The following is a 26,424-nucleotide window of genomic DNA, read 5'->3' as shown; positions in this document are numbered from 1 at the left end:
TCCTCCATAAGGTGAATCGGGTTCAGGTTGCGTGTACTGTTTCCGGAGTCGGGTTCACTTTACTGGGAGGGAAGGCACATGCCGAATGTGAACGAGGACGAGGGACTGAGCGGTCTGCGCGTGCTGGTGACCGGGGGCAGCCGGGGGCTGGGCAGGGCGACGGCCCGGCGCTTCGCCGCCGCCGGCGCCACCGTGCTGACGGCCTCGCGCACCGCACCCCCGGAGGACCTGCCCGCCACCTTCATCCCCGCCGACCTGCGGTCCGCGGAGGGGGTGGCCGAGCTGGGGCGGCGCGTACTGGACACCGTCGGGGGCGTCGATGTCCTGGTGAACAACGCCGGAGCCGCGACCGGACCGATACCGACACTTGAGCGGCCCGACGCGTCCTGGCTCGCGGACCTGGAGATGAACCTGCTCGGCGCCGTCCGGCTCGACCGGGCCCTGGTTCCCGGGATGGTCGAGCGCGGCTCCGGCGTCGTGGTGCATGTCTCCTCCATCGCCAGCCGACTCCCCCAGCCCGCCGAGGCGTCGTACGCCGCGTCGAAGGCGGCACTCAACGCCTACAGCCGCGAGTTGGCGACGGCGGTGGGAGAGCACGGGGTGCGCGTGGTGTGCGTTCTGCCGGGCTTCGTCGTCACCGAGGGGGCGGCCGACCACCTCCAGCACATGGCCGACAGCCAGGGCGTGGGAGTTGACGACGTCAAGCGGCAGCTCGTGGACCGGCTGAAGGTACCGATGGGGCGTCCGGGCAGCCCGGAGGACGTCGCGGAGATGATCGCGTTCCTCGCCTCCGGCCGCGCCAAGTGGCTCACCGGCGCGCAGTTCCGGGTCGACGGCGGCATCATCCCCGTCGTCTGAACCGCGCCCCCGTACGGGAATCGAGGAGAGAGAACGTGACCACCATGACCATCGGCCTCACATCACTGATCCTGGACGCCGCGGACCTGGAGAGCGAGAGCTCCTTCTGGCACGGTCTGCTCGGCGGCGGCCCGCCCACGAGGACGGAGAACCACCACTTCCTGCGGGTCGACGGGTTCCCCGTGATCGTCGTCCAGCACGCTCCTGGGCATGTGCCGCCGCAGTGGCCCGACGGCGCTTCCCAGCAGCTGCACTTCGACCTCGTAACGGATGACGCGGCGGCCACCGACCTGCGGGTCCTCGACTCCGGCGGCCGACGACTGCGGCCGGTCACCGGCGTCGTCGCCTCGGCTCAGCCGGGCTCCCGGGTGTACGCCAGCCCGGCCGGGCATCCCTTCTGCGTACGCTCGGCCTGATCCCGGGGCGGCCTAGGCGCGGTTACGCCGCCAGGAGGTCCGCCAGCCTGTCGCGGACGCCGTCGCTGCCGTCCTCCGCGGCCGGCACCAGCCTCTCCCGGTCGCGCGGGTCCCGGGACAGGACGTGCAGTCGCCCCTCGTTCCGGGCCAGGATCAGGTCGGTGCTGGTGCCCGCCGTCTCGGCCGATCCCACAGCTGTGTACTCGGTGACGGTGACCAGCGCGGAACGCTCCGACCCGGTGAGCACGGCATCGGCGTCCGTTGGCTGATCGTTGTCCGCCGACGGGCCCCGGGGAAGCCAGTCGGTGAGCGTACGGAGGGCCTCGTCGAGCTTGTAGAGGCCGATCTGGTGGACGCCGAGCGCGTCGATGCTGACCTTCAGACAGATTTTCTCAGGCTGGGGAAGCAGCAGGATCCGCCAGGGCTCGCCCGGCTCCGTTCCGGTCGTACGGGCGTCGAGCACCTTCCTGGCCCGCTGCTGGAACGCGACGGCGATGCCCAGGTCTCCGCGCACCTGGACCTCCTCGCCCGATGAACCCGCCAGGAGGAGTTGGCGCGCGGCCAACGAGCGGACGGCCTCGGTGAGTTCGTCCTCCGACGGGCGGGCCTCCAGGAAGTCCACGATCGCGTCCACGGCGGTGAGTTCGGCGATGGTGTACGCGCCGAGCAGCACCGGCCCGGTGTTCACCAGATCCACCACGGCCGTGACCAGCCCCGGGGGAACGGACGCCTCGCCCGGCCCCGGCTGTGACTCCGAAGAAGCGCCGTTCCGGTCCTCGCTCATGACGAACCTCCTGTCGGCCACCCGTCCACGGCGGGCGCCGCGCGACTCTCCCGGAGCACGGCGGCGGCGGTACGGGACGGGGTCTGCGTGACCCATACGTCGGAATTGCCGAACAGGCCCCGTCCGGCCCTCTCGGACAGCGCCTGGCCGAGCTCACCGGCCAGCTCCGGCCGGTCGGGCGGCGGGAACCGGGCCGCCAGTTCCTGCGACGCGGCCGTGAAGTCGTCGTTGGCCTCGATCCGGCGCAGCGCCTGGGTGAGGGACCGCGCGATCGGCGGCGTCAGGGACGTGGGGACGGCCAAAACCGGCGCGAGATACAGCGGGCGCCGCTCGGTCATCCGCGACAGGCCCCAGGGCCCGACGTTACTGTCGGTGAGCTTGTACACCACATAGTCCATCAGGTGGCGCAGGTCGCTCGGGCGGGGCAGTTTGGGCCCGCCGAACGCGGCCGGGGTCTTCTCCAGCTGCACCCAGGTGCCCTGAACCGTACGGCCGTGCAGTTTCTCGCGTACGACCTGCCCGTGCATCCCGATGTCGGGGTAGAGCTTCTTGTCGATGTCGCGGTGGTGGCTGGAGAGCCGCGGATGGCTGCCCTTGGAGCGCCGCCACTTCTCGTACAGCCGCGGATCGTCCACGAGCACGTGTCCGCCGCGCAGCACGTCGCGGAGCTGCGGTACCTGGAGCCCGTGCGCCTCCAGATCGGCGAGGATCACCGCTTCCTCGGGGCTGAGTCGCTCGGCGGCCTTGACCAGGCCTTTCCGGTACGACCCGGCCCGCGCGGTGATCTCGATCATGAGCCGCACCCTGGTGCGTACGTGCTCGGCCTGCTCGGCGATGGCGCTGCCGGAAGCCGCCTTGCCGTGCCGCTCGGCGCGCGTGCGAAACGCCCGCTTGTGCTTGGGCTTCATCTGGTCAGTACAGCACGAGGGTGAGGTAGGCGCAGGTCAGGGACGAGACCGCCACAGCCGCGAAGGGCCCGGGGCGAGCGTCAGGCGGTAGCCGGGGTGCTCGCGGAGTCGTCCTGCTTGGCCGCCGTGTAGTGGACGGTGGCGCCCTGCTTCGAGCGCTCGGCGCGGCTGCGCGCCACCAGGCGTTCCGTCGTGGTGCGCACGAGGTTGTCATTCAGGTTGCGGTCCGGGTGCGCGTCGGTGAGCGCCTTCGCGATCTCGCCGGCCGTACGTGGCTCCGACTGCTCGGTCAGGTACTCGTGGATCAGCTCGGTGAGCGGGGCGGCCTTCTGCCGGGCAGGCTTCTGCCGGGCGGGCTTCTTGGCCGACGAGCTCTTCGCCGGTGCGGGCGACTTCTTGCCCGTACGGGTGCCGGTGCCGGTACCGCCGAGTGCCGCGCGCACGCCGACCAGCAATTCATGGTCCTGCTCCAGACCACTCAACCGCGCCTGCAGGGAGGCGACTTCGCCACGGATACGCTCCTGCTCCACGGTGTTCCGCTCAAGGTCCGCGGCGACCTGTTCCGCGTACTGGGACTTGAGTGTGTTGTTTTCCTGCGTGCTCATGAGGGCTCCTCGGCTGGGGTGTTGGGTGTGGACTCTACCCAGGTGCGGTGTGGGATTGTGGTGCGGGTGCCAGGGAACACAGGTGCGGCGCCCCTGCGCGGCTTGTGCGGTGAGAAGGAAACGCCATTCCGGAGGACGCGTTGGGGACGATACTCAAGGGCCTGAACCGCGTTCCATGGCATGAGCTGGAGCACGCGTACGGCTCCGCCGAAGGCGTTCCTGGTCGGACACGCACGCGTGTGAGACCTGCCGTCCGGGCTGAGACCGGCGTGGAGGGTCGTATCGACTGGTCGATGGTGTAGATCCATTATCCGGGTGCGGAGAGGCGCCTGTCGCCCTTCTCCGGAATGATCTTTATACCCGATATGCGCCCATAGGGTTGCGGGCAGCGAGTACAGCGCACCGATCTGAACCGGGAGTTGAGAGTGGCGCACATCGTTGCCGCACTGACCGTTGAACTCACGGACATGGCCGCGGCCGATCAACAGTCCTCGATCCGCGCCAACAGCGATGACCCAGCCGAGCAGTTGGCGTGGCGTCGGCTGACCGCGCGGCATGGTGACCGACTCGGCGAGATCATGGACGAGTTCGGCTGGCCGACGGCGGAAATGGTCGGTGAGGAGGCCGCACGCGCGGCGTGGCTGATCGCCCAGCACGCGGACCGGCAGCTCGACGTCCAGCGTCGCGCCCTCCTGCTCATGGAGCAAGCGGTGTCGGCAGGCTTGGCCGACGGGCGCGAGCTGGCCTTTCTGCGCGACCGCACACTGGTCAACGAGGGCCGTCGGCAGATCTACGGCACTCAGATCGCCGGCGTGAAGGACGGGGCACCGGTGCCGTGGCCCTGTGAAGAGCCGGAGCGCATGGACGAACTCCGTGCGGAAGTCGGCATCGAGCCCTTCGACGAGTACGTCGCCAAGTTCGCCGTGGCCTGACGACCGGCTCCCCGTCGCATCCTGCGGATCATTGCCCAGGGCTCATCTGCCGTGGAGCGATGATCCGCCGGACAGGCCCCGCCACTGGGTCAACTTGTGCCGCGTCCATCGTGTGCCGCGGTGTTCCGGGCCGTGGACCCGCACCATGTCCGCCAGCAGGTTCTCGTACGCTTCCAGGGCCCCGGCCACATCGCCGGCCTCCGCCCGCATGTCGGCCATCGTGAGCCGGGTGACCAGCACGACGTCATGGTCGGGGCCCCACGCCCGTAGGCGCTCCGCCAGCACGTGCTCGTACGCCTCCACGGCGCCGACTTCGTCGCCCTGGCGCCAGCGCACCTGGGCCAGGTGCCGCATGACCGCCGTGTCGTGGGGCTCGTCGCGCAGCGCGTCCTCGCGGGCCCGGCCCTCCAGGTCGTTCATCCTCGGCAGTGGCGGCGGTACCCAGTGCTTCGTCTTCCGCCAGTGCGCCAGGTTTCGCCGGACCCATGGGATCCGGGGGTGCTCCTCGCCGAGTACGCGCACCATGTCGGACAGCAGGTGCTCGTACGTCGTACCGGCCCCGGCCACATCACCGGCCTCCGCGCGCACGGCAGCCAGGCCGAGCCGGGTGTCCAGGACCAGGGGATGGTCCGCGCCCCACGCCCGCTCCCGGACGGCGACGAGTCGCTCGTACGGTTCCACGGCGTCGGCCGCGTTCCAGGTCCGTCTGCGCCACAGGGCCAGGTGCCGGAGTTCGCGGGAGTCGTTGTCCTGCTCCTCCTCGACCAGCAGCCAGTCACGGCCCGCCCGCACCCGATCCGGGTGCTGTTTCAGCAGCCTGCCGACCTCGCGGCTGTCCGCGAGGACGCCCAGTCCCATCGCGATCCATCGTTTCAAGTCCATGTTCGCGCCTCGCGTTCTCGCCTCACTCGTGACCCGGCCGACGGACCATTGACAGGGCCGGGAACACATGGTCCTCCCAGAGCAGCCGGGAGAGCTCCTCCGGGTAGGGAGCTACGGCCAGTTGGGAGTCGAAGAGTCGGGTCAGGCGCTGCGTGGTGTCGTACGCGGGCCAGCCAGGGTCGCCGTGGGCGGCGAACGCGGTCCACCCGGCGCGCATGCGCGCCGACAGCGTCTCCGCCTCCGGCGACGGGCCGTCGCCGATCAGCCCGGCGGTTTGGCCGGCGTCCAGGTTGCCGAAGACGAGCGGCACGTCCAGCCCGTGACAGGCGCCGAGCGCGCCGCCCATGCCGGGTGCGGGCCAGTTGAGTTCGTAGACGTGGGCGCGGCCACCGCCCGCGATCTGGGCCTCCGCGAGGTGGAGAGACGGCATGCGGAACAGCCAGTCCCCGTGGACCAGTTCGTACAGCTCGTTCGGGTCGGCCGACGGGAAAGCCTCGCGGTAGCGTCGTGGGCCGTCCGGGCCGGGAGCGTACATCTGAAGGGCGGCCGACGCCTGTTCCCCGGACACCTGGCCGAGCGTGCCGTCGATCAGGCCGAACAGGCGGTGTTCGTCGTGTGTGTGGCCCGCGATGAGTTCGATGTCCCGGCCTGCGCCGTCGGCCAGTGCCTGCCACGGGGTGACGGGGAGGACATCGCCGTCGACCACGGGCGCGAACGGGATCCGCCGGTGCGCGGCCTTCCCCCAACTCCCCACCCGTTGAGCGAGCTTGGCCGTGAGGGCGTCGCCCGCGCCGGACAGCCGGACCGGGTCGACGGACGACAGGTCGGCCGTCGTGGGCTTCAGTCCCAGTTCCGAGGCGCAGGCGGCGGCGACGTCGGAGGCGAGGTCCGGGGAGAAGAACGTGCCCGGCACGCTCTGCGCGACCGCCCGGTGGAAGAGCCCCCGTGCACGCCCCATCGCCATCAGCGCGGCGACCGAACCGCCGCCTGCCGACTGGCCGAAGACCGTGACCCGGTCAGGGTCCCCGCCGAAGGCGCGGATGTGGTCACGGACCCACTCCAGCGCGGCGACCTGGTCGAGCAGTCCCCGGTTGGCCGGTGCTCCCTCGATCTGGGCGAAGCCCTCGATCCCCACACGGTAGTTGAACGTCACCAGCACGACGCCGCCCTCGCGCGCCAGGCGACCGCCGTCGTATTCGGGCAGCCCGGACATGCCGATCACGTACGCGCCGCCCTGGATCCACACCATCACCGGCAGGCCCGCGCCGGGGCCCGGGTCGGGCGACCAGACATTGACCGTCAGCCAGTCGTGCCCTGCCGCGTCCCGCGCCGACCCGTCCATGCCGAAGAACCCGGCCTGCGGTGGGGGCGGTCCGAACGCGAGCGCGTCCCGTTCCCCGTCCCATCCGCGCACCACGCGCGGCGCGGCGAACCGCCGTGCGCCGACGGGCGGTTCGGCGAACGGGATCCCCCGGAAGACCGCCAGGCTCCCCTCCCGTGAGCCGCGCACCGGCCCGGCCGACGTGCGGACGACCGGATCGGACGGGGAGTTGGACGACTGGGGCGCGGCAACGGACATGCCGCGGATCGTCCCACTGAACCGGGGCGCGGGCGAACCGATTTAGTCGGTGGCGAGTCGTCCGACCGGGCCGAGGTCTCGGCCTGGCCCGAGTTGGAGGAGAGCGCGACCAGCTTCCTGCGCGGTGCGGGCTCCGGCCGGTCGGCAGTGGTTCTACGGAACGGCGGAGGGCCCTCAGCCTGCCATCGTGGGGATGCCCCAGCAGGAAACGACGGCCCTGCGGTCACTACAAAGGAAGGGCTCATTTCCTGCCATTGGCACGGAGCGGTGTGTACGGGTTGCATCTTCCGTAGCGGCATGTGGTCCGGTGGACTTACGTCCCGATGCCTTGAGGAAAGGGTCCCTGCTCATGCATTCGTCCTTCATGCCACCCCGCCAGGTCAAGATCGGTGACGCGGCGGCCTTCGTCGGCAGCACGCCACGGGCGATTCGCCACTACCACGAGATCGGCCTGCTCCCCGAGCCTGAGCGGGGCGGCGATGACCGCCGCCGCTACGGGTACGAGGACATGATCCGCTTGCTGTGGATCCGCAAGATGGCCGACGCCGGGATCGCCCTGGACGACATCCGTGACGCCTTTACCACCGGCGCGGCTTCCGCCGGTGCTGACAGCGGAGAAGGTATCGCGGACATCCTGGAGCGGCTGGAGGAAACCCTCACCGAGCAGGAGGCGGAACTGCGGCGGCAACGGACCGCCGTGCAGCGGATGCGCACCGAAGGCAGCCGGATGGGCCTGCTCTCCGACTTCGTCACCGAACGCCTCAAGAACCTGCCCGAGGGCTCCCTGCGTCAGGCGGACCTGGACACTCTGCTGGTCACTGAGCGGATCTTCGGCCCGCTCGGCGCGGCCGTCCAGGCCACCCGCTTCATCGCCCTGGCCACGCATCCCACTCTGCGGGAGGATTCCGACCGCATCGATGACGCCGAGGAGGCATTCGATGACAGCGTCGCCGTCGATGATCCACGGGTGGCTCAAGTGGCCGTCGAACGGCACGCCTTCGAAAGCGCCCTGCACGCCGTCATCGAGGAATCCGGCCTGGATAAGGCCGACGATGCCCTCTTCGACGCCTGGGACACTTTGCACCCTGCCACCGCCGATGACGGCGAGGACGAGACCGACCTCAGCTCCGGCAGGCGCAAGGCCGACTCCATGAGCGTGTTCGAAGCCATCGGCAAGATGCCCTACGACTTCTCCCCAGCCCGCCTGCGCTGTATGGAACTGGCGGAAGAACTATCCGCCCAAGACTCACCCGAAGACCTCCGGTGTGGTGGTGCGTGAACAGTTGGGTGAGCAGGCGGGTCAAGGTCTGTCTGTCCTCGTTCGGCCTGGCTGGCCACCCCGAACTCGTCCAGCGCGGCCAGCAACCCTAGTCGACAGGCCAGTCTCCGCGGCCGGCCAGATCCAGTACCAGTGCGGCGATGTTCCACGCGTCGTCGTCACCCCGGTGGTGGCGTCCTTCGAGCGGGAGGCCGGCCACGGTCAGCGCCTGGGCCATACCGGGGCGTCGCCGCAGGCCGTAGGAGGCGGTGAAGGCGACCTTCGCGTTGGTGTGACGGTGGCCGAAGGGGTACTCCGTACCCGTCCGCCGGCACTGGCGGGTGAACTGGTTACGGTCGTAGTCACCCCAACTCGCCCATGGCAGCAGGCCCGTTCGGTGCTGTGCGGCCAGCGTCCGGCACGCCTCGGCGAACGGCAGGCCCTCCTCCACCTCGGTCTGCGTCAGCCCTGTCAGCTCCGTGCAGAACGGGCTCACCTTCGACCGGGACGGGCGTACCAGCAGCCGGTGCTTGGCGAGGCGTTCGCCCGCGCGCAGGTCCACCACCGTGAGTCCGATCTCGATGATCTCGCTCACCTGTCCGGGCGGCGGCTGTCCCTCCCAGCACGTCGCCTCGACATCGACCACGTTCAGCAGGCGCTCCCCCGTCATTGCCCCACTCGTCCGTCGACGCACTCGCGCAGCAGATCCGCGTGCCCGCAGTGGCGGGCGTACTCGTCGATCCTGTGCACCATCAGCTCCCGGACCGCGATGCCGTCCTTCCCCAGGCGTTCGCCCAGATCCGGGTGCTCGGCCAGCTCGGCGTCGGTCGCGGCCTGTTCCCGCGCCAGAGCGGAGTACGCGGCTTCGACTTCGGCCTCATCCGCGACCGCTCCGTGGAAGTCCGCTCCCCCGTCGCCGTAGATCTTCGGCACTGGATCACCGTCGGTGATCCAGTTGCGCCAGTCCCGTTCCACCTCGGCGAGGTGGCGGAGCAGGCCGAGCAGCGACATCGTCGACGGCGGAACCGAGCGACGGGCGAGTTGCTCCGCGTCCAGGCCCTCGCACTTCATCCGCAGGGTCGTGCGATAGTCCGTCAGGAATTCCTGGAGCGTCGCGAGCTCGCCGTCCGGACTGACTCCTTCGCTGTTGCGGGGGTCGTCGTCCGGGTCGGCCCACATGTCGGGGTAGACGGTCGCCTTGGTCCATCGTGCGGGTTGGTCACTCATACGTTCCATGTTCGCCTGAGACGCCCCGGACCCGCGAGCGCTTTACGCCCTTGCCGAACAGGTGTGCTTGTACGGCTTCCGCCAGGATAGGGACGTGTTGTGCGCCGAGTGTGTGTCATCGGGAGGAGGGGGCCAGTGGTGTTTACGGTGGGGCGATGCGACGTGCCCCCTGGTGGGTCCTGCTCTCCTCGGCAGGTGCCCCTGTGTTTCTGGTCGGCGGTTGGACGATTGCGCAACGGCTGCAAGGACCGGCGTACGACCCCGCGGGAGACACACTCAGCGTGCTGGCCTCCTACGGCGCCCGCGGCTACTGGTTGATGACAGGCGTACTGATCGTGCTGGGTGCGTCGTACCTGGCCACGGCACACGGGCTGCGGGAGGCGGCGTTCCTCGGGCGGCTCGCGCTGGCCGGCGGCGGGCTGTCCGCCATGGCTCTGACGTTGGTGCCGGCGCCCATCAGTGGTGGGGCGCTGAAGCACGGGCTGGTGGCCGGCACCGGCTTTGTGCTGCTCGCGGTCTGGCCCGCTCTGGCCGCGAAGCGAAGCGGGAAAGGCGGCGGGAGGAACGTGCCGTGGGCCCTGAACTTCAAGGTGTCGGTCGCCGCGAGCGTACTGATGTGCGCGGGCGCCGCGTGGTTCGCGGTCGAGTTGCAGAACGGGCACGCGCCGGGGGTCGCGGAGCGGGTGGTGACGTTCGTTCAGGCCGTGTGGCCACTGGTGGTGGCGGTCTCCTGCCGGGTGTGGCGCGACAGTCCCGTAACGGCAGGTCCGTGACGGCGGCTCCGTAACGGCAGCTTCAGAGCCGCCGGTCCATGACGAAGCGCTCGTCTTCTCCGATCCGGCAGGGCACCCGTTCTGTCTCGCCCGGAACTGACACGGAGCGAACAACGCCGCCCCCTCACGTCCATGTGTGGGGGCGGCGGCGGTGTCGGGCTGAGTGGGTCGCGGTGCGATCGGCCGGACGGTGGATCTCCGCCTCTACGGCGTCGGGACAGGGTCACCGGTCGCGGCCGGAGGGACCGTGGGTGCGGGCTCGCCGGTTGCCGGATCCGCTGGTACGTCGTCGGCGAGCTGTTCGCGTACGTAGGCCCAGACCACCCCTATCAACGCCGCTGCCGGTACGGCCAGCAGGCTGCCCACGATGCCCGCCAGGCTCGCACCGAGCGTCACCGCCAGCAGGATCACCGCCGCGTGGAGGCCGAGCCCCCGGCTCTGGATCATGGGCTGGAACACATTGCCTTCGAGCTGCTGCACCACGATGATGATCCCCAGCACGATCAGCGCGTCCGTCGGGCCGCTCGACACCAGCGCGATGAGCACCGCGACCAGTCCGGCGAACAGGGCGCCGACGACGGGCACGAACGCGGAGATGAACGTCAGTACGGCCAGCGGGAGTACGAGTGGTACGCCCACGATCCACAGGCCGAGGCCGATGAAGACACCGTCGAGCAGGCCGACGAACGCCTGGGAGCGCACGAACGCGCCGAGGGTGTCCCAACTGCGGGCGAACACCACCGGGATGTCGGTGGCGAGCCTGCCGGGCAGCTGACGGGTCAGCCACGGCAGGAAGTTCGGTCCGTCCTTGAGGAAGAAGAACATCAGGAAGAGCGCCAGGACGGCGGTGACGACACCGTTGACCACCGTGCTCACGCCCGTGACGATCCCGTTGACCACGGTGCCGACACTGCCCTGGACACGGGCCGCCGCGCTGTCGAGGGCGCCGGTGATCTCATCCTCCCCGATGTTCAGCGGCGGCCCCGAGGCCCAGTCACGCACCTTCTCGATGCCGTCGCTCACGCCGCTCGTCAACTCGCCCGACTGGGAGGCCACGGGAACGGCGATCAGCGCCACGACGCCTGCGGCGACCAGGAAGAACAGCAGCATCACGACTGAGGCGGCCAGGGCGGAATGCCACCCGTGCCGCCGCAGAAAGCGGGCCGCGGGCCAGGTCAGCGTGGTCAGGAGCAGACCGACGATGAGCGGCCAGACGACCGACCACATCTGCCCCAGAACCCAGAGAGCGGCCGCGGCCACCACGAGGATGACCAGCAACTCGACGGAGATACGGGCCGACGCGCGGAGCGCGGCACGTGACTTTGCGGAACTCAACGTGGCAGACATGGGGATCACCCTATGGGCTTCCCCACCACCCGTTTGCCGCACAGGGCAGCTCAGTTGGGGTGTGTGTCCGAAGCGAGACCGGTGCGTCCGAGGACACGGGTCTCACCCGCGGTCAGCAGCTCCGCGAGGTGGTCGGCGAAGCCGGTGAGCCGGGTCAGTCCCGGGCCGCCGCGGGCGATACGGAAGCCATGGCGGCGGCCCCAGAACGCGGCCTGGACAGCGTGGAGTTGCGCCCAGCGCCGGACGCGGACGCGATCGAGCCGCGCGGTCTCGGTGAACACGTCGAGGACACGGTGGGCGGCCCTGCCCAGGTCGTCGGCCGCGAGGAGTGCCAGGGCGCGTGACTTGAGCAGCGTGCCCGCGTCGTACGCGGGGTCACCCACGTACCCCTTGGGGTCGACGGCCAGCCACGGCTCGCGGTCGGCGCGCAGGATGTTCCTGGCGTGCAGGTCGCCGTGGATGAGGATGTCCGGCTGGACGCGGCCCAGTTCGCGGACCGTCGCCAAAGCCGCGTCCAGGAGGTGGCGCGAGAAGGTGTGGGGCAACTCTCGTGCGTCCTTACGCAGTTGCTCCTCCCAGGCATCGGCCTGATCGCACAGGCGGGGCAGGCCGGGCGGCGCGGGGACGGCGAGCCGATGGCTGATCCGCCCGGCGACGCTGGCCACCTCGTCCCCGTCCCCGACCTCCGCCAGGGTCGACGAGTGCACGCGCTCAAGCAGCATCGCGAAGTTCTCGTCGTCGCGCGCGTACAACAGAACAGCTCCGTGCCCGCGCCACGCCGCGAAGGCGTCCGGTTCATGGACGTTGCCGGGATGCGGGAATGACACCTTCATCACGGCAGCCCCTTCGGTCCGCCGCCGCACCGGGGCGACGATCCCGACTCCCCCGTGCATGACGTCGCCGTCCGGGACGCACTCCCAACGCCCCAGCAACTCGTCCACGACCCGGGGCAGTTCGGCGAGCCATGCCGCTCCCGGTGCGCCTTCGCGCTCGACCGTGGTTCGCGCGAAGGTGTCCGGTACCGCGATCATTCCCGCACCTTACCGCCCGGCCCGGCGCCCTACCTCGCCTCCAGCGCGGTGGCCAGGTCGTCCAGTGCCTTGAACCGTTCGTCGAAGGTGTCCGTGCTCGTCGGCGGATCACCAACCGGGCGGTGCACGTACGCCGTCCGCATGCCGGTCGCCTGCGCGCCGCGGAGGTCCCAGGCGTGGGCCGCCACCATGAGTACGCGCTCCGGTGGGCATCCCGCCGTGTCGATGGCGAGTTGGTAGACCTCGGCGGCGGGTTTGTAGGCCGCGGCGGCTTCGCCGGAGAGCGCCTGGTGCCAGCGCAGACCGGCGTGGGCGCTCAGGCGCAGCAGGGCGGTGCGGCCGGCGTTGGAGAGCCCGAGGACGGGGAGCTGCTCCGCGAGTCGTTCGAGGCCGGCCACGGTGTCGCCCCAGGCGGGCAGGCGCTGCCCCGCCGTGGCCAGCCGCGCGATGGCCGCCGGATCGGTGAGTCCGGCCCGGTCGGACACCCGTCGAGCGGCCTCCGCGTCGATGGCCTCGCTGTTGGCGTACGGGCGGTCCCCCCGCGCGACGCGTTGCTGTTCGGCCTCCACATGCCGCTGCCACAGGGTGAGGAGCCCGTCGACGGCCGCATCGTCGGCCGCGGGCAGCGCCTCGCGGATCTCGGCGCGAAGCCCGCCGGGTTCATCGACGAGTGTGCCGAGGACGTCGAAGACGACGACCTCGATGTCGCGGATCTCGGTCATACGGTCTCCCGTTCATGGCGTGGGTCATGAGTGGCCTGCGTTACCGGTTCAGCAGGTGACGACCTTGTCATCGGTCGCGTCACCGGTCAAGATGGTGACGTGGACTTCGCGTACGTGAGCGGCGACCCGGCCCTCGATCTGGCGGGCACCGTGGTTTCTCGCCGGGACATGCCCCTCGACGGCTTGGCCGCGCCCGGGGACCTTGAGCGGTGGGTGGCCGAATGCGACGGGCTCCCGGACCGTGTGACCGCCGACCCCGCGGCCTTCGAGTCCGCGCTGTCACTACGCGAAGCGGCTTACCAGCTCGCTCTCGACCGCGTGCTCGGCCGGTCCTTCGATCCGGGCGGCCTCAAGACCGTCAACGACATGGCCGCCGGACCGGTGCCCTCGATCAGGCTCGACGACACGGGACTGCGTATGTCGGGAGACCTCCGCGCGGTCCTCTCCCACATCGCCAGAAGCGCTGTGGTCTTGCTCGCGGACCCCGACGCCCACCTCAAGGAGTGCGGTCGCGCCGTCTGCACCCGCATCTACCTCGACCGCTCCCGCGGCGCCCGCCGCACCTGGTGCGGCATGGACGAGTGCGGCAACCGAGTGAAGGCGGCGGCCTACCGAGCCCGCAGACGCGCATCGACAGCCGCCGAGGTCCACGCGCCCGGCTCAACCGCCTGACGGCCAGGGTCTGTCGTTTGGATCAGGCCGGATCAGGGAGCGGGGTCTGGTGCGTGCGATCGCAAGGCGAAGGAGGGAGACATGGCGGAGCCATGGCGACCGACGACAACGTGGCGAGCGTGCGTGCCAGGGACCGCGAGCCCAGCAAGATCCAAACGACAGACCCTAGGATGGAGGCCGGTCGAAGAGGGCCAGTTCGTCGTCCGTCGGGGCCTCGAACTGCTCCGCGTACTGTTCGAGCATGTCGCGGGTGACCGGGACCGCTCCCCACGTTCCCTCTGCCGTACGCGACTTAATCCGCTCACTCAGCTCGTCGAGCGAGGCCGTGAGGTAGTGCAGCTCGACCGGGACGCCGAGTTCACGGGCGGCCAGGCGCTTCTCGTCCCGTTCCCTGCGCCCCCAGAAGCCGTATTCCAGGATCACGCTACGGCCGAGCCCCAGCAGTTCCTGAGCATGGCTCCACAGGCGTTTCTCCAGACGATCCCGCGCCGGTTCGTCATACAGGTCCAGCCCGAGATCGGTCATCCACTCGTCCGGACACAACCGCACCGCCGGAACGATCTCGGCGAGGCGCTTGGCCGATGTCGTTTTTCCGGAGCCGGGCAGCCCGCAGAGAAGGATCAGCGTCGGGTGCTCGGCCGAAGTCACAGCTCTCCACTCTCGTCCCGCTAGCGGCTCAGGCGCGGAGGAACGCCGACAGGCCCGTCATCAGTCGGTCGACGTCGTCCGCGTTGTTGTACGGGGACAGGCCCACCCGCAGGCCGCCCGTGTCTCCCAGGCCGAGATGGCGGGATGCTTCCAGCGCGTAGAACGAGCCCGCGGAAGCGTGGACCTGGGAGCGGGCGAGGAAGTGGTAGGCGTCGGACGCGCTGCGGTCGTTGAACGTGAGCAGCGTCGTCGGGGTTCGAAGCGTCGCGCGGGAGTGCCGTGTCACGCCGCCGAGTTGGGACAGCGCCTCCTCCATCCTCTCGCCCAGCGCCGTCTCGTGAACCTCGATCGCCGCGTAGGCGGACCGCAGACGCTCCCGCCGGTCTCCGGCCGTGCCGGGGGCGAGACCCGCGAGGAAGTCCACGGCGGCGCGGGTGCCCGCGAGGGCCTCGTACGGGAGGGTGCCGAGCTCGAAGCGCTCCGGTATCGCGTCGGCCGACGGCGCCAGTTTGTCCGGTCGCAGGGTTTCCAGCAGGTGCGGGGAAGCGGCGAGCACGCCGTGGTGCGGGCCGAAGAACTTGTACGGCGAGCAGACGAAAAGGTCCGCGCCGAGCGCCTCGACGTCCACGAGGGCGTGCGCGGCGAAGTGCACCCCGTCGACGTACAGCAGCGCGCCCGCCCGGTGGACCAGCTCGGCCATGGCCGCCACGTCCGGCCGTGTCCCGATCAGGTTCGACGCGGCGGTCACCGCGACCAGCCGCGTGCGATCGGTCAGCAAGGCACCCACGGACGCCACGGGCAGCTCGCCCGTGGCCGGATCGAAGTCCGCCCAGCGCACCACCGCACCGGCCCGGTCGGCGGCCTGTACCCAGGGGCGGATGTTGGAGTCGTGGTCCAGCCGGCTCACCACCACCTCGTCGCCGGGCGCCCAACTCCGGGCCAGTACCCGGGAGAAGTCGTACGTCAGCTGGGTGGCGCTGCGCCCGACGACGATCCCCGTCTCCCGCGCGCCCAAGAGGTCGGCCATCGCCCGCCGGAACTCGCGGACGATCGTCTCGGCGTTGATCTCTCCCGGCGCCACGGAGCCCCTGACCGACAGCGGGTTGCTCAGCGCGCCGGTGATCGCCTCGATGACCGGCGCGGGCATCTGCGTGCCGCCGGGGCCGTCGAAGTGCGCGACTCCCGCTCGAAGGGCGGGGAAGCGGGCACGTACCGCGTCCACGTCGTACGTCTCGGAATCCTTCACTGCTCCCCCTCCGGGCTCGCGCTCCGGGCCGATCATCGCAGACGCGTCTGACATCACGCCCGCAACCGCCTCCCGAAAAGCCGCCTCCCGGACCCGACGCCTACGGCGTCAGGTCGACTCCGTAGAACCTCTCCGCGTTCCCCCGCCAGAACGCCTCCGCCTCCTCAGGCGAGAGACCTGACACGAGGTGGTCCGTGAGGTCCACGACGTCCGGGTATTCGAGGCGCTGGCGGGAGACGGGCCAGTCGCTCCCGAACATCACGCGGTCCGTCCCGAACGTCTCGAAGAGGAAGTCGACGTACGGCTGGAAGTCGTCGGCGTGCCAGACGGGACCGACCTCGGTGAGCATGCCGGAGATCTTGCAGTAGGTGGCGGGGCGTTCGGCGCAGCGTGCCATCCACGTACGCCACGGTTCGTCCGCGTCCCACTCGTAGTGGGGCTTGGAGAGGTGGTCGATCACGACGGGCAGTTCCGGGACGGCGTCGATGGCTTCGCAGAGGGCCGGCAGGTGTTTCGGGCGGGTGAGCGCCTCGAAGCGGCGGCCGAGGTTGCTCAGTGTGCCGAGGCTGGTACGGACCTCCGGCCGGGTGACCCACCTCGGGTCCTCGATGTCGTGGAGCATCGGGCGCAGGGCGAGGAGGTTCTCGTCGGCGGCGAGGCTTTCGAGCGTGTCGGCGGCGTCCGGCCGCGAGAGGTCCGCCCACCCCGTCACTCCGAGTACGAAGGGGGTGGACCGCGCGATGTCGAGAAGGGCCAGGGTCTCTTCGAGATTGGCCGCCGCCTGGACGGCCACCGTGCCGCCCACGTCGGTGGCCCTGACATGAGGTTCCAGACGCTCGGGAGAGTGGTCCTCGCGCAGCACACCCCTCGCAGGCATCCACGGGAAATGACCCCGGGCGATCTGGTCGAGGCTCCAGAAGTATTGGTGCGTGTCGAGCCGGGGGCTGCCGGCCGGCCGGTCGTGGGTGCTGGCTGCCATGACGGGCCGCCCTTTCCTTTATGTCGTCGTCCGCGCCTGGCGGACGATCGGCGGTTCCGCGGCCCCTCTCCCCCGGCCTGCGGCCGCCGCACCCGTCTCCCCGGGTGCGCTCATTGCTCGTACGACTCGACCTCGGCGACCGGGCGGGGTTCGACCCGCTCCGGGTCCTCGCCGGAATCCGCCCCGGCCCTCCGCCGCCGCAGCAGGTCCCAGCACTGGTCCAGCCGCTCCTCAAGCACCTTCAGCCGTGCGCGTTCCTCCGGGGCGAGGCCCTTGCCGGGGGCCCGGTCACGGAGTTGGCGTTCCTCCGCGACCAGCGTGTCGATCGTCCGCAGAATGTCGTCGGCCATCACTACCTCCGTCGGTGTCCGGACCTCCGCCGGTGCCGGGATTGCCCGCCGCCTCGGTGTCCGCCGCCCTGCCGGCCGCCGCCGCTCACAGCATCTCCAGCGGCACCGGGCCCCGGGCCGGCGGGAAAGCCTCGTCGAGTTCGGTCAGGTCGTCGTCGGTCAGGTCAAGTGCGAGCGCGGCGTGGTTCTCTCGTACGTGATCCGGCCGGCCGGCCCGGGGGATCGCGATCACGTCACTCCGGCGAAGGACCCAGGCCAGGGCCACCTGCGCCGGTGTGGCCCGGAGGCGGTGGGCCACGGTTTCGAGCGCCGGGGCGGACAGCAGCCGTCCCTGTTCGACCGGCGAGTAGGCCATGACCGGGATGCCCCTTCCCTGGCAGCCGGGCAGCAGGTCGTACTCGATTCCGCGCCGGGTCAGGTTGTAGAGGACCTGGTTCGTGGCCATCGCGTCGCCGCCGGTCACCTCCGCGAGATCCCGCAGGTCCGCCGGGTCGAAGTTGCTGACTCCCCAGTGGTGGATCTTGCCCGCCTGCCGTAGTTCCTCGAAGGCGGCGATCGTCTCCTCCAGCGGCACGGAGCCCCGCCAGTGGAGCAGATAGAGATCGATGCGATCGGTGCGCAGGCGCTTCAGGCTGCGCTCACACGCGCCGGCGGTCTCGGTACGGCTCGCGTTGTACGGCAGCACCTTGCTCACCAGAAAGGCTTCGTCGCGGCGGCCCGCGAGGGTCTCGCCCAGCAGTTCCTCCGCGGCGCCCTGCCCGTACATCTCGGCGGTGTCGACCAGCGTGAGGCCGAGGTCGAGTCCCAGCAGCAGGGACTCCTTCTCGGACGCGCGGCGCGCCGGGTCCTGTGCCCAGCCCCAGGTGCCCTGTCCGAGCACGGGAACGTGTTCTCCCGAGGGGAGCGGGACGGAACGGACGCCCGGTGTCGGTCCCATCGCGCTCCCCTCCTCGGGCAGTCGTCGCGCCTTACGGCCACGCGAACCGGTCGTCGTCCCGTGCCCCTTCAAGGCTCTCACCAGGGCGCCGCCTGTCAACCGCGACGGAGCGTCCGGTCACCCGGCGGTGCGGGGGCGGGGCGGCCAGTCGCAGGGCGAACCCATCGAGTCGCGGATGACGGTGGAGATCGTGCCGAGCGCGCGGAGCTGGTCCGCGTCGATCGGGTCGAGGACGAGCCTGCGGACGGCCTCCACATGCGCGGGCGCGGTGGCGACGACCTTGGCGTAACCGGCGTCGGTGAGGGTCGCGACCGTGACGCGGCCGTTCTCCGGCGAGGGGCTGCGGCGGACCCAGCCGCGCTTCTCCAGCGTGGACACGGCGTGGGAGAGCCGCGACAGGGAGCCGTGCGCCAGGACGGACAGGTCGCTCATGGGCAGGGTGCGCCCGGGGGCCTCAGAGAGGCCGGCCAGGACCAGATAGCCGAAGAAACTGATCCTGGCGTCGCTCTGGAGCTGTGCGTCCAGCGCGCTGACCAGACCGAGGAGCATTCCGCTGAACGGCACCCACGACTCCCGCTCGGCCTCGGAGAGCCACGGCGTGTCGTCCGCCGGGGGGAGCTCATCAGTCATGGGAGCATCGTAGCCGCTTGACTTGAGACTTCAAGCGTGAGCAGGATTGGCATCGTCAGTTGATGTATCAAGTTTGGAGCACCCCATGACGTTGAAGATCGCGGTCATTCTGGGCAGCACCCGTCCTGGCCGTAATGGCGAGGCCGTCGCCAAGTGGGCGCAGGAGATCGCCGTTCAGCGCGGCGACGCGGAGTTCGAACTCGTCGATATCGCCGACTTCAAGCTGCCGCACCTGGACGAGGCCGTCCCGCCGTCCATGGGCCAGTACGCGAACGCCCACACCCTCGCGTGGGCCGAGAAGATCGCCTCCTTCGACGGCTATCTCTTCGTCACTCCCGAGTACAACCACTCGACCTCCGGCGCCCTGAAGAACGCCATCGACTTCCTCTACGGCGAGTGGAACAACAAGGCCGCCGGTTTCGTCAGCTACGGCAGCGTCGGCGGTACGCGCGCCGTCGAGCACCTGCGTCTGATCATGTCCGAGCTCCAGGTGGCCACCGTGCGGGCGCAGGTCGCGCTCTCGCTCTTCGGCGACTTCGAGAACTTCTCCACGTTCAAGCCCGGCGACCACCAGAAGGCGGCCCTGGACACCACGCTCGACCAGCTCGTCAGCTGGTCCAAGGCGCTCAAGACGGTCCGTACCGACGCCTGACGACACCGCTCGGGAGAAAGTCCGGCGGACCAGCCCTCGTGATCTGCCGGACTCATCGCTGCCGCGGCGCTCGTCAGGCGTTCGTCACGCCGCCGGCGGCCGGTGCCGAGGCGGGTCAGTAGGTCCGGGCCGGGGCTGCGGACCTGCGGCGCCGGGACGGGTCGGCGATCGACGGAGGTACGTAACCGGCGTCCCGTCCCGAGAGGTTGGTGCCCGGCGGCACGATCTCGTCGATGCGGTCCAGCACATCGCGGCTGAGGCGTACCTCGTCCGCTCGCAACTGGCTCTCCAACTGCTCGTACGTCCGGGGCCCGATGATCGCCGAGGTGACCGCCGGGTGTTCGATGACGAAGGCCACCGCCAGTTCCACCAGGGTCAGCCCCGACTCCTCAGCCAGCAGCGCGAGGCTCTCGGCCGCGTCCAGCTTGGCCGCGTTCTCTGCGGAGTTGATGTCGAAGCGCTCCGTCTGCTGGGCCGAGCGACTGGACTCGGGCTGTGCGACGCCCTTGCGGAAGCGGCCGGACAGCCAGCCACCGGCCAGCGGACCCCAGGACAGCACCCCGAGTCCGTACCGCTCTGCCACGGGCAGCATCTCGCGCTCGATGCCGCGTGCGAGCAGGGAGTACGGGGGCTGTTCGGTCGCGACCCGTTCCCTGCCGCGCCGCTCCGCGATCCACTGCCCCTCGACGATCGCCGACGGCTCGAACGTGGAGGTGCCGATGTGGCGGATCTTGCCCTGGTGAACGAGATCGCTGAGCGCGCCCAGCGTCTCGTCGAAGTCGGTGTCCGGCTCGGGCCGGTGCACCTGGTAGAGGTCGATCCAGTCGGTCTTCAGCCTGCGCAGGCTGTTCTCGACCTCCTGGATGATCCAACGCCGGGAGTTGCCACGCTCGTTGGGGCCGTCGCCGAGGGCGCCGTGGAACTTCGTCGCGAGGACGACATCGTCCCTGCGACCGCCGGCCAGCGCCTTGCCTACGATCGTCTCCGACTCGCCCGCCGAGTAGACGTCGGCGGTGTCGACGAAGTTGATGCCCGAGTCGAGCGCCCGGTGGATGATCCGGACGCTGTCGTCGTGGTCGGTGTTGCCTCGGGCCCCGAACATCATCGTGCCCAGGCAGAGAGGGCTGACCTTCACACCCGTGCGGCCGAGGTTCCGGTACTCCGTCATCGTGCGCTCCCTGGCAGAAGTCGATCAGTGAAGTCGATCACTGATGCGGATCAGTGATGCGGATCAGCGGGCACAGTCTCCCCCGGACCGCCGAACGTCGGCGAGTTTGTCCGGGCCGGCAACAAGACAGACATCTGACGCCCCGTCACTTGCCGGCGCATCCGAAAGGGGCCCTTCGGCGGCAAGAAGTGACTCTTGCCGCCGAAGGGCCCCTGGTATGCGGACAGTTCGAGCCGGCGATGGATCGCCGGCGATCAGGCCAGCAGCCGCTTCCAGTCCGTCGGGGTGAGTACGCCGGCCGAGTGAGCCCTGTCCGCGCCCGCGCGGTGCAGGGTGGCCACCGCCTTCGCGATGTCCGCGTTCTCTCCCGCCCTGACCTTCGGGGTGATCAGCGGCCAGATGTCGGAGCCGAGGTAGCCGGTCTCGTCCGTGCCGCTCCGGACCATGGCCGCGCAGGTGTGCCTCTCGACGTTGTGCACGTCGGCCAGCTTGACGACCGCGCGCTTGGTGGCGGCGCCGAAGACCCCGTCGACCGGTACGTCCGAGAAGCCGCGACCACGCAGAAGGTACTGCGCTGCGCGCACCTGGGGGCCGGCGGATCCCGGGCGCAGCAGCGGCCAGACGGAGGGCCGGTCGGCCGGTGCGACACCGAGCACGCCCGCGACCGCGTCGCGCAGCTCCTGCAGTCTGCCGTAGAGCACGCCGCCGGGGCATTCGGTGGAGTTGAAGTCGCGGTGGCCCATGATGTCGGTGACCGGCCGCCCGTACTGGGTGGCGATCCACGCGACGAGTGGGACGAGGGAGTCCCAGAGCGCGGCCGGTACGTCGACCTCCGTGTAGAGGCCTTCGTTCTCGATGCCGATGACCTCGCTGTTCCGGCCGCCCACGTTCGCGCCCTGCACATGCTGCGTACCGCCGCGTACGACGTCGAGGCTCTGGTGCCGGCCTTCGAGGACGTACCCGCCGCGCGAGTTGGTGAACTGCTGGCCGGAGTCGCCCCAACCCTGGCCGTCCATATGGAAGTTCTGGATAGACCGGCAGATCGCCATCGCGTGCTCCAGCGAGTAGTCCTCGCTGTTGCCGGGCTCCGCGGTGTGGTGCACGACGATGTACGTCGGCACCCGGTCGAGTACGACGATCTGCTGGTTCGGGGGCCGCGCGCCCCATTCCGCGGTGGTGTAGACGCGCGGCTCGGGGGCGGCGAGCGGCGAACCGGCCTTCGCACGGCTGTCCGTGCGCACCGGAGCCGCGTGGGCCGGTCCGTTCGCGGCGAGTCCGAGGGCGCTGACGGCCGTAGCGGTCAGACCGCCCCTCAGCAGCGTTCGACGGCCGGGTTCTGACTGGGCAACCATGTCGATCTCCTTGGGAAGTGGGGGAACGATCTCCCGGGTTCAACGACAACAGGCGTGTCGCGCAACCGACTTACGCCAGTCCGGTGGGGCGGAGTTGACGCGCGTCGACTGTCCTCGACGCATCAAGACAAGCAATCCCGCCATGTCCCCGACAACCCCGTCGGGCAACCTATTCGGCGGCTTTTCCGTCGCGTGAAACTACGCGGGTCCGCGAATCGCCCGCGAGGTGACCAATCACCCTCGACCACCTTTGCTCGCACCAATGACGGAAGCCCCTGAGAGCCGGAAATCACGAAGACGCGTTTCCGCTCATGACTTCTGACGGGCCGTTAGGCAGTACGAGGGAAATCTTCGGAACCCTGTCTGATCGCGCATCGTGGGGCGGTCGGATCAGACGATGATCGCGTTTCATAGCGCGGAGAAACGCGTCGGACGAGGACGGACCGTCTGAAAGCACCCACGAAAGGCTCGCCATGCCCCTTCTCCCCCGCGCTCTCCATCTCGCGAGAGGCGCCCTGGCCCTCACCTCGCTCTGCACATGTCTCGTCATCGCCGGATGCGCCGAGCCGGGGCCCGCGCCCGGCGCCGAACAGCGTACGGAGAGCCGGGCCGCGCGGGCGGGATCCTCCCACAGCGGGACGAAAGAGGACGGGACCAGGGAAGGCGGGAGCAAGGAGGGCCCGGCCACGGAGAGCAAGTCGGCCGAAGGGGGCCGCCTGGAGGGCGCCCCCGGGCGACGGGGCTCGGCGAACGAAGCGGCCCGCGGGCTCGCCGGGCAGCCCGTGGAAGCGGCCCTGGTCCGTGAGATCCCCGGTCTCGGCCCGCTCACCCGCTCCCGCGTCCCCGTCGCCAGCCGTCAGGCGCTCGTGGTCAGCGGCGAGGGCCGGAACTCGCCGAAGTCCGGCGTCGTACTGTACGAGCGGGACGCGGACACGGGCTGGGAGCCCGTCACCAACCGCTGGCCGGCGCACAACGCGCTGCGCGGCTGGACGCACAACCACCAGGCGGACGACCTGCGTTCGCCGATCGGCGTCTTCACGCTCGGCGACGCAGGAGGCCGGCTCCCCGACCCGGGGGCCAGGCTCCCGTACGACGAGAGCGAGTACTTCGAGTCCCCTGGCACCGGGTTCCTGGGCGAGTCGCTGGAAGGCTCCTTCGACTACGTCGTCGCCATCGACTACAACCGCGCATCGGGGACCACCCCGCTGGACCAGACCCGCCCCCTCGGGGCCACCAAGGGCGGCGGCGTCTGGATCCATGTCGACCACGAGGGACCCACCCAGGCCTGCGTCTCGCTGTCGAGGACGCGGATGGTCGACCTCCTGCGCAAGCTGGACCCGGCGAAGCGGCCGGTGATCGTGATGGGCGACGCCCTGGCGCTCCGCGACTGACGGCGTCGATCGGGCTCTTGCCGACGAGGGCCGGATGGCGGAAGGGTGTCTGCCACAACACCGGCAAGCACTCCACCCCCCACGAGTCACACGAGGTGCCCGGCATGAGAAACGACCGCACAGGAACAGAATCAGAGACGGCGACCGGAGGAACCGCACCGGCCGCGAAGCCGGCCGCCGGCCCGAGCCGCCGCCGGGTCGTCGGCATACTGGCGGCGGCCGTGGCGACGGTCTCGGTGCCCGCCGCCACGGCGACCGCGACCAGCCGGACCCCGGGCCGGACCGCGACCCGCCCCCGGCGATCCCTCGCCACGGGGCCGCTGTTCATCGGTACGTACACCTCCAGCGGCGGTCCGGGCATCGGGCTCGCCTCGTACGACACGGGTACGGGGCAGATCACCGCCACCGGCACCCTCCAGGGCGTCGGCGACCCCTCGTACCTCGCCGTCCACCCCGACGGCACGACCCTGTACGCGGTCAACGAGCGCCAGGACGGCGGCGTCACCGCGATCTCGCTGGGCGAGGACGGCGGCCACACGGTCCTCGGCACCCGTAGCACCGGCGGCTCCTCGCCCTGCCATCTGTCCGTGCACCCCGGCGGACGCTGGCTCCTCAGCGCGAACTACGGCTCCGGCAGCGTCGCCGTCCACCCCATTGAGTCATCGGGCGCGCTGGGCGAGCGCACCGATCTGGTCACCCACTCCGAACCGGCCCCGGGGCCCGGCCAGAACGGCCCGCACGCGCACCAGATCGTCACCGCCCCGGACGGCGGCCACGTGCTCGCCGTCGACCTCGGCACCGACAGCGTCTACACCTACCGCATCGACGAGACGGCGGGCACGCTCACCCAGGTCAGTTACGCGACGCTTCCCGCGGGCGCGGGGCCGCGGCATCTCGTCTTCCACCCGTCGGGCCAATTCGCCTATCTGGCCAACGAGTTGAACAACACGATCGCCGTCTGCGGCTACGACGCGGACAGCGGGACCCTCACTCCCGGCGAACCGCTGCCCACCGGCGCCGGCGGCGCGGGGAGCAGCTTCCCGTCCCAGCCGGTGATCACGGCCGACGGAGCGTTCGTCTTCCTCGCCAACCGTGGTCACAACAGCCTGTCCCGCTTCGCGGTGGAGGAGAACGGCGCCGGCCTGCGGCTGCTGGACACGGTGCCTGTCGGCGGTGACTATCCGAGGCAGCTCGCCCTCTCCCCCGACGGGGCCCTGTTGTTCGCCGCCAACCAGCGGTCGAACACCGTCTCGGTCTTCCACGTCGACCAGGCGAGCGGCCAACTGGCCCCGGCGGGAGACCCGTTCGCGTCTCCGGTCGCCGTCTGCGTGCTGCCGCTCTGAGGTACGGGGCCGCCGTCGTCAGCTGCCGGCGGAGCAGAGCTCCTGCGACAGCGCCGGGTAGGCGGTGTAGCCCTCGGCCCCGTGGGTGTAGAGGTGCCGCTCGTCGACGGTGTTGAGAGGTGCGCCGACGGCGAAGCGCTCGGGAAGGTCCGGATTGGCGATGAAGGACCTGCCGTACGAGACGAGGTCGGCGAGCCCGTCGGCGAGCACCGCCTCGCCGCCTTCGCGGGTGGTCGGGTCGTGGTTCTCACCGATGTTGGCGACAAGCGGTCCGTGCCACCGGGGGCGCAGATCGGCGAGCGCCGGGTAGGTGTCGTTGTCGGTGAGATGGAGGTAGAGCAGACCGAGGCCGTCGACGGCGTCGAGGAGCGCGTGGTAGACGGGGGCCGGGTCGGCCTCGGCCATGCCGAACTGGGGATTGCCCGGGGAGAGCCGCAGCGCCGTCCGCCCGGCTCCGATCGCGTCGGCGACGGCGGTGATCAGTTCGACGGGGAAGCGGATCCGGCCCTCGGCCGTACCGCCGTAGCCGTCGTTACGCAGATTGGTGTTGTCGGCGAGGAACTGGTGGATCAAGTAGCTGTTGGCGCCGTGCAGTTCGACCCCGTCGAAGCCGGCCGCCAGCGCGTTCCTGGCCGCCTGCGCGTGGTCCTCGACGGCCTGCCGGATGTCGTCGTGCGTCATCTCGCGCGGCGGGAGGGGGTCGGCCTTGCCGCCGTCGCGTACATGTACGGGGCCCGGGACCCGTACGGAGGACGGGCCGCTCGGTATGTCACCGTCGATCCGGGACAGCGGGTGTCCGTGCCGGCCGCCGTGCATCAGCTGGGCCATGATCCGGCCCCCTGCGGCGTGCACCGCCTGCGTCACGGCCCGCCAGCCCTCGATGTGCGCCGCCGTCTCCAGGCCGGGGAGCCGCCAGCCGCTCTGGCCCCGGCTGCTGGGCCAGATGCCTTCGGTGACGATGAACCCCGCGCTGGCGCGCTGCGCGTAGTGGTCGGCGACGACCGGCAGGGGTGTGCCGTCCACGGCCGCGCGATGGCGGGACATGGGGGCCATCACCATACGGTTGGGGAGGCGGAGGGGGCCGAGGGAATACGGGGCGAGAAGCGTCGTTTTCGTCATGGCGGGACCGTAGGACCTCACACTGGTGTCAGGTTCAATCCCTGCCACCGTCGCGGCGACGGTGCGGACCCCGGGAGGAAGCGTGAAGATCGGCGAACTGGCGCGGCGGACGGCCGTCAGCGAACGCTCGCTGCGCTACTACGAGGAGCAGGGCCTGCTCGTCTCGGCCCGTACGCCCTCGGGCCATCGCACGTATCCGGAGCGGGCGGTCGACCGGGTGATCCGTATCCAGGAGCTGTTCGCCGCCGGGCTGTGCAGCGGGAAGATCGCCGAGCTGCTGCCGTGCATGCGGGACGAGGACGGCGGTCCGTCGGAGGCGGCGACGCCGTGGCTCGTCGCCGACCTGACGCGGCAGCGGGCCAGGATCGACGCGCAGATCGCCGAACTCGTCCGTACGCGGGAGGTCCTTGACGACGTCATCGTGGCCGCGTCCGGCTCATCGGTCACGCCAGAGGCATCGGTCACGTCCGGTTCGTCACCGTCATCGGGTGGGGCCTAGGACTTGTCTTCGAAGTAGCGTCGTCCGCCTGCAAGGCGGGGCCCGCGGCGTCTGGTGCGGTGCATCGCAAGGCGGAGGATCGTGCTCGTACTGGACGTACTCGCACGACTCCGACA

Annotated in this window: 29 protein-coding genes; 10 read left to right on the top strand and 19 right to left on the bottom strand. The window is 70.3% G+C overall.

From position 1 onward, the window contains the following. Positions 1 to 78 precede the first annotated feature (78 nt). Together ACFWV8_RS16965 and ACFWV8_RS16960 are read left to right on the top strand one after the other, a co-directional pair. A complete protein-coding gene (locus ACFWV8_RS16965) occupies positions 79 to 858 on the top strand; it encodes an oxidoreductase (RefSeq protein ID WP_384202096.1) in 780 nt (259 codons plus the stop codon). Between the two features lie 44 nt (positions 859 to 902). Then, positions 903 to 1,274 carry a VOC family protein gene (locus ACFWV8_RS16960; protein WP_384202330.1) on the top strand — a complete coding sequence of 124 codons (372 nt, stop codon included), beginning with the start codon at positions 903 to 905 and terminating at the stop codon, positions 1,272 to 1,274. A gap of 22 nt (positions 1,275 to 1,296) precedes the next feature. On the opposite strand, the gene ACFWV8_RS16955 is transcribed toward ACFWV8_RS16960, so the two are convergent. The 3 genes from ACFWV8_RS16955 to ACFWV8_RS16945 all read right to left on the bottom strand — a co-directional run bounded on the left by ACFWV8_RS16955 (position 1,297) and on the right by ACFWV8_RS16945 (position 3,571). Further along, positions 1,297 to 2,058 (bottom strand): hypothetical protein, encoded by a 762-nt coding sequence (locus ACFWV8_RS16955; RefSeq protein ID WP_384202093.1) that lies wholly within the window; start codon positions 2,056 to 2,058, stop codon positions 1,297 to 1,299. Next, positions 2,055 to 2,966 (bottom strand): hypothetical protein, encoded by a 912-nt coding sequence (locus ACFWV8_RS16950; RefSeq protein ID WP_384202090.1) that lies wholly within the window; start codon positions 2,964 to 2,966, stop codon positions 2,055 to 2,057. The genes ACFWV8_RS16955 and ACFWV8_RS16950 overlap by 4 nt, the downstream gene beginning before the upstream one ends. 80 nt (positions 2,967 to 3,046) lie before the next feature. Then, positions 3,047 to 3,571, bottom strand: coding sequence for a hypothetical protein (locus tag ACFWV8_RS16945; RefSeq protein WP_384202087.1), 525 nt, complete (start codon positions 3,569 to 3,571; stop codon positions 3,047 to 3,049). 425 nt (positions 3,572 to 3,996) lie between these two features. Between ACFWV8_RS16945 and ACFWV8_RS16940 the strand changes: the two genes are divergently transcribed. Then, entirely contained in the window at positions 3,997 to 4,503 is a 507-nt protein-coding gene (locus tag ACFWV8_RS16940) for a DUF6624 domain-containing protein (protein WP_384202084.1), read from the top strand. 42 nt (positions 4,504 to 4,545) lie between these two features. Here ACFWV8_RS16940 and ACFWV8_RS16935 read toward each other — a convergent pair whose 3' ends face one another. Beyond that, positions 4,546 to 5,385, bottom strand: a complete 840-nt coding sequence (locus tag ACFWV8_RS16935; protein ID WP_384202082.1) for a tetratricopeptide repeat protein — start codon at positions 5,383 to 5,385, stop codon at positions 4,546 to 4,548. Positions 5,386 to 5,407: 22 nt separating this feature from the next. Then, the gene (locus tag ACFWV8_RS16930) at positions 5,408 to 6,964 is read right to left on the bottom strand and encodes a carboxylesterase/lipase family protein (RefSeq protein WP_384202080.1); all 1,557 of its coding nucleotides are present in this window, start codon (positions 6,962 to 6,964) and stop codon (positions 5,408 to 5,410) included. 349 nt (positions 6,965 to 7,313) lie between these two features. Here ACFWV8_RS16930 and ACFWV8_RS16925 point away from each other — a divergent pair, with 349 nt between their 5' ends. Further along, positions 7,314 to 8,243, top strand: coding sequence for a MerR family transcriptional regulator (locus tag ACFWV8_RS16925; protein WP_384202327.1), 930 nt, complete (start codon positions 7,314 to 7,316; stop codon positions 8,241 to 8,243). Positions 8,244 to 8,331: 88 nt separating this feature from the next. Here ACFWV8_RS16925 and ACFWV8_RS16920 read toward each other — a convergent pair whose 3' ends face one another. Beyond that, complete coding sequence (locus ACFWV8_RS16920) at positions 8,332 to 8,892, bottom strand: exonuclease domain-containing protein (RefSeq protein WP_384202077.1); 561 nt, start codon at positions 8,890 to 8,892, stop codon at positions 8,332 to 8,334. Continuing rightward, positions 8,889 to 9,449 carry a DinB family protein gene (locus tag ACFWV8_RS16915; protein WP_384202076.1) on the bottom strand — a complete coding sequence of 187 codons (561 nt, stop codon included), beginning with the start codon at positions 9,447 to 9,449 and terminating at the stop codon, positions 8,889 to 8,891. The genes ACFWV8_RS16920 and ACFWV8_RS16915 overlap by 4 nt, the downstream gene beginning before the upstream one ends. 155 nt (positions 9,450 to 9,604) lie before the next feature. Here ACFWV8_RS16915 and ACFWV8_RS16910 point away from each other — a divergent pair, with 155 nt between their 5' ends. Beyond that, positions 9,605 to 10,222: a DUF998 domain-containing protein gene (locus ACFWV8_RS16910; protein WP_384202073.1), complete on the top strand. Its 618-nt coding sequence runs from the start codon at positions 9,605 to 9,607 to the stop codon at positions 10,220 to 10,222. Between the two features lie 204 nt (positions 10,223 to 10,426). Here the strand turns inward: ACFWV8_RS16910 and ACFWV8_RS16905 are convergent, their stop codons facing one another. From ACFWV8_RS16905 to ACFWV8_RS16895, 3 genes are read right to left on the bottom strand one after another with little or no spacing between them, the layout of a single operon-like run. Further along, a complete protein-coding gene (locus ACFWV8_RS16905) occupies positions 10,427 to 11,569 on the bottom strand; it encodes an AI-2E family transporter (protein WP_384202070.1) in 1,143 nt (380 codons plus the stop codon). A 50-nt stretch (positions 11,570 to 11,619) separates the two neighbouring features. Beyond that, a complete protein-coding gene (locus ACFWV8_RS16900) occupies positions 11,620 to 12,600 on the bottom strand; it encodes an aminoglycoside phosphotransferase family protein (RefSeq protein ID WP_384202068.1) in 981 nt (326 codons plus the stop codon). A 29-nt stretch (positions 12,601 to 12,629) separates the two neighbouring features. Further along, a complete protein-coding gene (locus ACFWV8_RS16895) occupies positions 12,630 to 13,322 on the bottom strand; it encodes a haloacid dehalogenase type II (protein WP_384202065.1) in 693 nt (230 codons plus the stop codon). A gap of 99 nt (positions 13,323 to 13,421) precedes the next feature. On the opposite strand from ACFWV8_RS16895, the gene ACFWV8_RS16890 reads away from it, so the two are divergent. Further along, positions 13,422 to 13,994, top strand: coding sequence for a CGNR zinc finger domain-containing protein (locus tag ACFWV8_RS16890; RefSeq protein WP_384202062.1), 573 nt, complete (start codon positions 13,422 to 13,424; stop codon positions 13,992 to 13,994). 165 nt (positions 13,995 to 14,159) lie between these two features. Here the strand turns inward: ACFWV8_RS16890 and ACFWV8_RS16885 are convergent, their stop codons facing one another. The 6 genes from ACFWV8_RS16885 to ACFWV8_RS16860 form a co-directional block, all read right to left on the bottom strand. Then, positions 14,160 to 14,642 carry an AAA family ATPase gene (locus ACFWV8_RS16885; protein WP_384202059.1) on the bottom strand — a complete coding sequence of 161 codons (483 nt, stop codon included), beginning with the start codon at positions 14,640 to 14,642 and terminating at the stop codon, positions 14,160 to 14,162. 28 nt (positions 14,643 to 14,670) lie between these two features. After that, positions 14,671 to 15,888 carry a cysteine desulfurase-like protein gene (locus ACFWV8_RS16880; RefSeq protein ID WP_384202057.1) on the bottom strand — a complete coding sequence of 406 codons (1,218 nt, stop codon included), beginning with the start codon at positions 15,886 to 15,888 and terminating at the stop codon, positions 14,671 to 14,673. A gap of 100 nt (positions 15,889 to 15,988) precedes the next feature. Continuing rightward, positions 15,989 to 16,867, bottom strand: a complete 879-nt coding sequence (locus tag ACFWV8_RS16875) for an amidohydrolase family protein (RefSeq protein ID WP_384202054.1) — start codon at positions 16,865 to 16,867, stop codon at positions 15,989 to 15,991. Positions 16,868 to 16,977: 110 nt separating this feature from the next. Then, a complete protein-coding gene (locus ACFWV8_RS16870; protein WP_384202051.1) occupies positions 16,978 to 17,217 on the bottom strand; it encodes a DUF2630 family protein in 240 nt (79 codons plus the stop codon). 85 nt (positions 17,218 to 17,302) lie between these two features. Next, positions 17,303 to 18,154: an aldo/keto reductase gene (locus ACFWV8_RS16865; RefSeq protein ID WP_384202049.1), complete on the bottom strand. Its 852-nt coding sequence runs from the start codon at positions 18,152 to 18,154 to the stop codon at positions 17,303 to 17,305. A 117-nt stretch (positions 18,155 to 18,271) separates the two neighbouring features. Then, positions 18,272 to 18,784 carry a MarR family winged helix-turn-helix transcriptional regulator gene (locus ACFWV8_RS16860; RefSeq protein WP_384202047.1) on the bottom strand — a complete coding sequence of 171 codons (513 nt, stop codon included), beginning with the start codon at positions 18,782 to 18,784 and terminating at the stop codon, positions 18,272 to 18,274. 85 nt (positions 18,785 to 18,869) lie between these two features. On the opposite strand from ACFWV8_RS16860, the gene ACFWV8_RS16855 reads away from it, so the two are divergent. Continuing rightward, positions 18,870 to 19,436, top strand: a complete 567-nt coding sequence (locus ACFWV8_RS16855) for an NAD(P)H-dependent oxidoreductase (RefSeq protein WP_329377313.1) — start codon at positions 18,870 to 18,872, stop codon at positions 19,434 to 19,436. A gap of 115 nt (positions 19,437 to 19,551) precedes the next feature. Here the strand turns inward: ACFWV8_RS16855 and ACFWV8_RS16850 are convergent, their stop codons facing one another. Together ACFWV8_RS16850 and ACFWV8_RS16845 are read right to left on the bottom strand one after the other, a co-directional pair. Further along, the gene (locus ACFWV8_RS16850) at positions 19,552 to 20,604 is read right to left on the bottom strand and encodes an aldo/keto reductase (protein ID WP_384202044.1); all 1,053 of its coding nucleotides are present in this window, start codon (positions 20,602 to 20,604) and stop codon (positions 19,552 to 19,554) included. A 254-nt stretch (positions 20,605 to 20,858) separates the two neighbouring features. Continuing rightward, positions 20,859 to 21,956 carry an N-acetylmuramoyl-L-alanine amidase gene (locus ACFWV8_RS16845; RefSeq protein ID WP_384202041.1) on the bottom strand — a complete coding sequence of 366 codons (1,098 nt, stop codon included), beginning with the start codon at positions 21,954 to 21,956 and terminating at the stop codon, positions 20,859 to 20,861. Between the two features lie 473 nt (positions 21,957 to 22,429). On the opposite strand from ACFWV8_RS16845, the gene ACFWV8_RS16840 reads away from it, so the two are divergent. Both ACFWV8_RS16840 and ACFWV8_RS16835 read left to right on the top strand, forming a co-directional pair. After that, positions 22,430 to 23,347 carry a hypothetical protein gene (locus ACFWV8_RS16840; protein WP_384202039.1) on the top strand — a complete coding sequence of 306 codons (918 nt, stop codon included), beginning with the start codon at positions 22,430 to 22,432 and terminating at the stop codon, positions 23,345 to 23,347. Between the two features lie 104 nt (positions 23,348 to 23,451). Further along, positions 23,452 to 24,690 (top strand): lactonase family protein, encoded by a 1,239-nt coding sequence (locus tag ACFWV8_RS16835; RefSeq protein ID WP_384202036.1) that lies wholly within the window; start codon positions 23,452 to 23,454, stop codon positions 24,688 to 24,690. 18 nt (positions 24,691 to 24,708) lie between these two features. On the opposite strand, the gene ACFWV8_RS16830 is transcribed toward ACFWV8_RS16835, so the two are convergent. Beyond that, entirely contained in the window at positions 24,709 to 25,809 is a 1,101-nt protein-coding gene (locus ACFWV8_RS16830; protein ID WP_384202033.1) for an alkene reductase, read from the bottom strand. 82 nt (positions 25,810 to 25,891) lie between these two features. On the opposite strand from ACFWV8_RS16830, the gene ACFWV8_RS16825 reads away from it, so the two are divergent. Next, positions 25,892 to 26,308 carry a MerR family transcriptional regulator gene (locus tag ACFWV8_RS16825; protein WP_384202030.1) on the top strand — a complete coding sequence of 139 codons (417 nt, stop codon included), beginning with the start codon at positions 25,892 to 25,894 and terminating at the stop codon, positions 26,306 to 26,308. Positions 26,309 to 26,424: the final 116 nt, after the last annotated feature.

Origin of the sequence: Streptomyces sp. NPDC058665 (assembly GCF_042714995.1) — a bacterium.
Taxonomy (GTDB): domain Bacteria; phylum Actinomycetota; class Actinomycetes; order Streptomycetales; family Streptomycetaceae; genus Streptomyces.
This window is presented reverse-complemented; position numbering and strand designations above follow the sequence as displayed.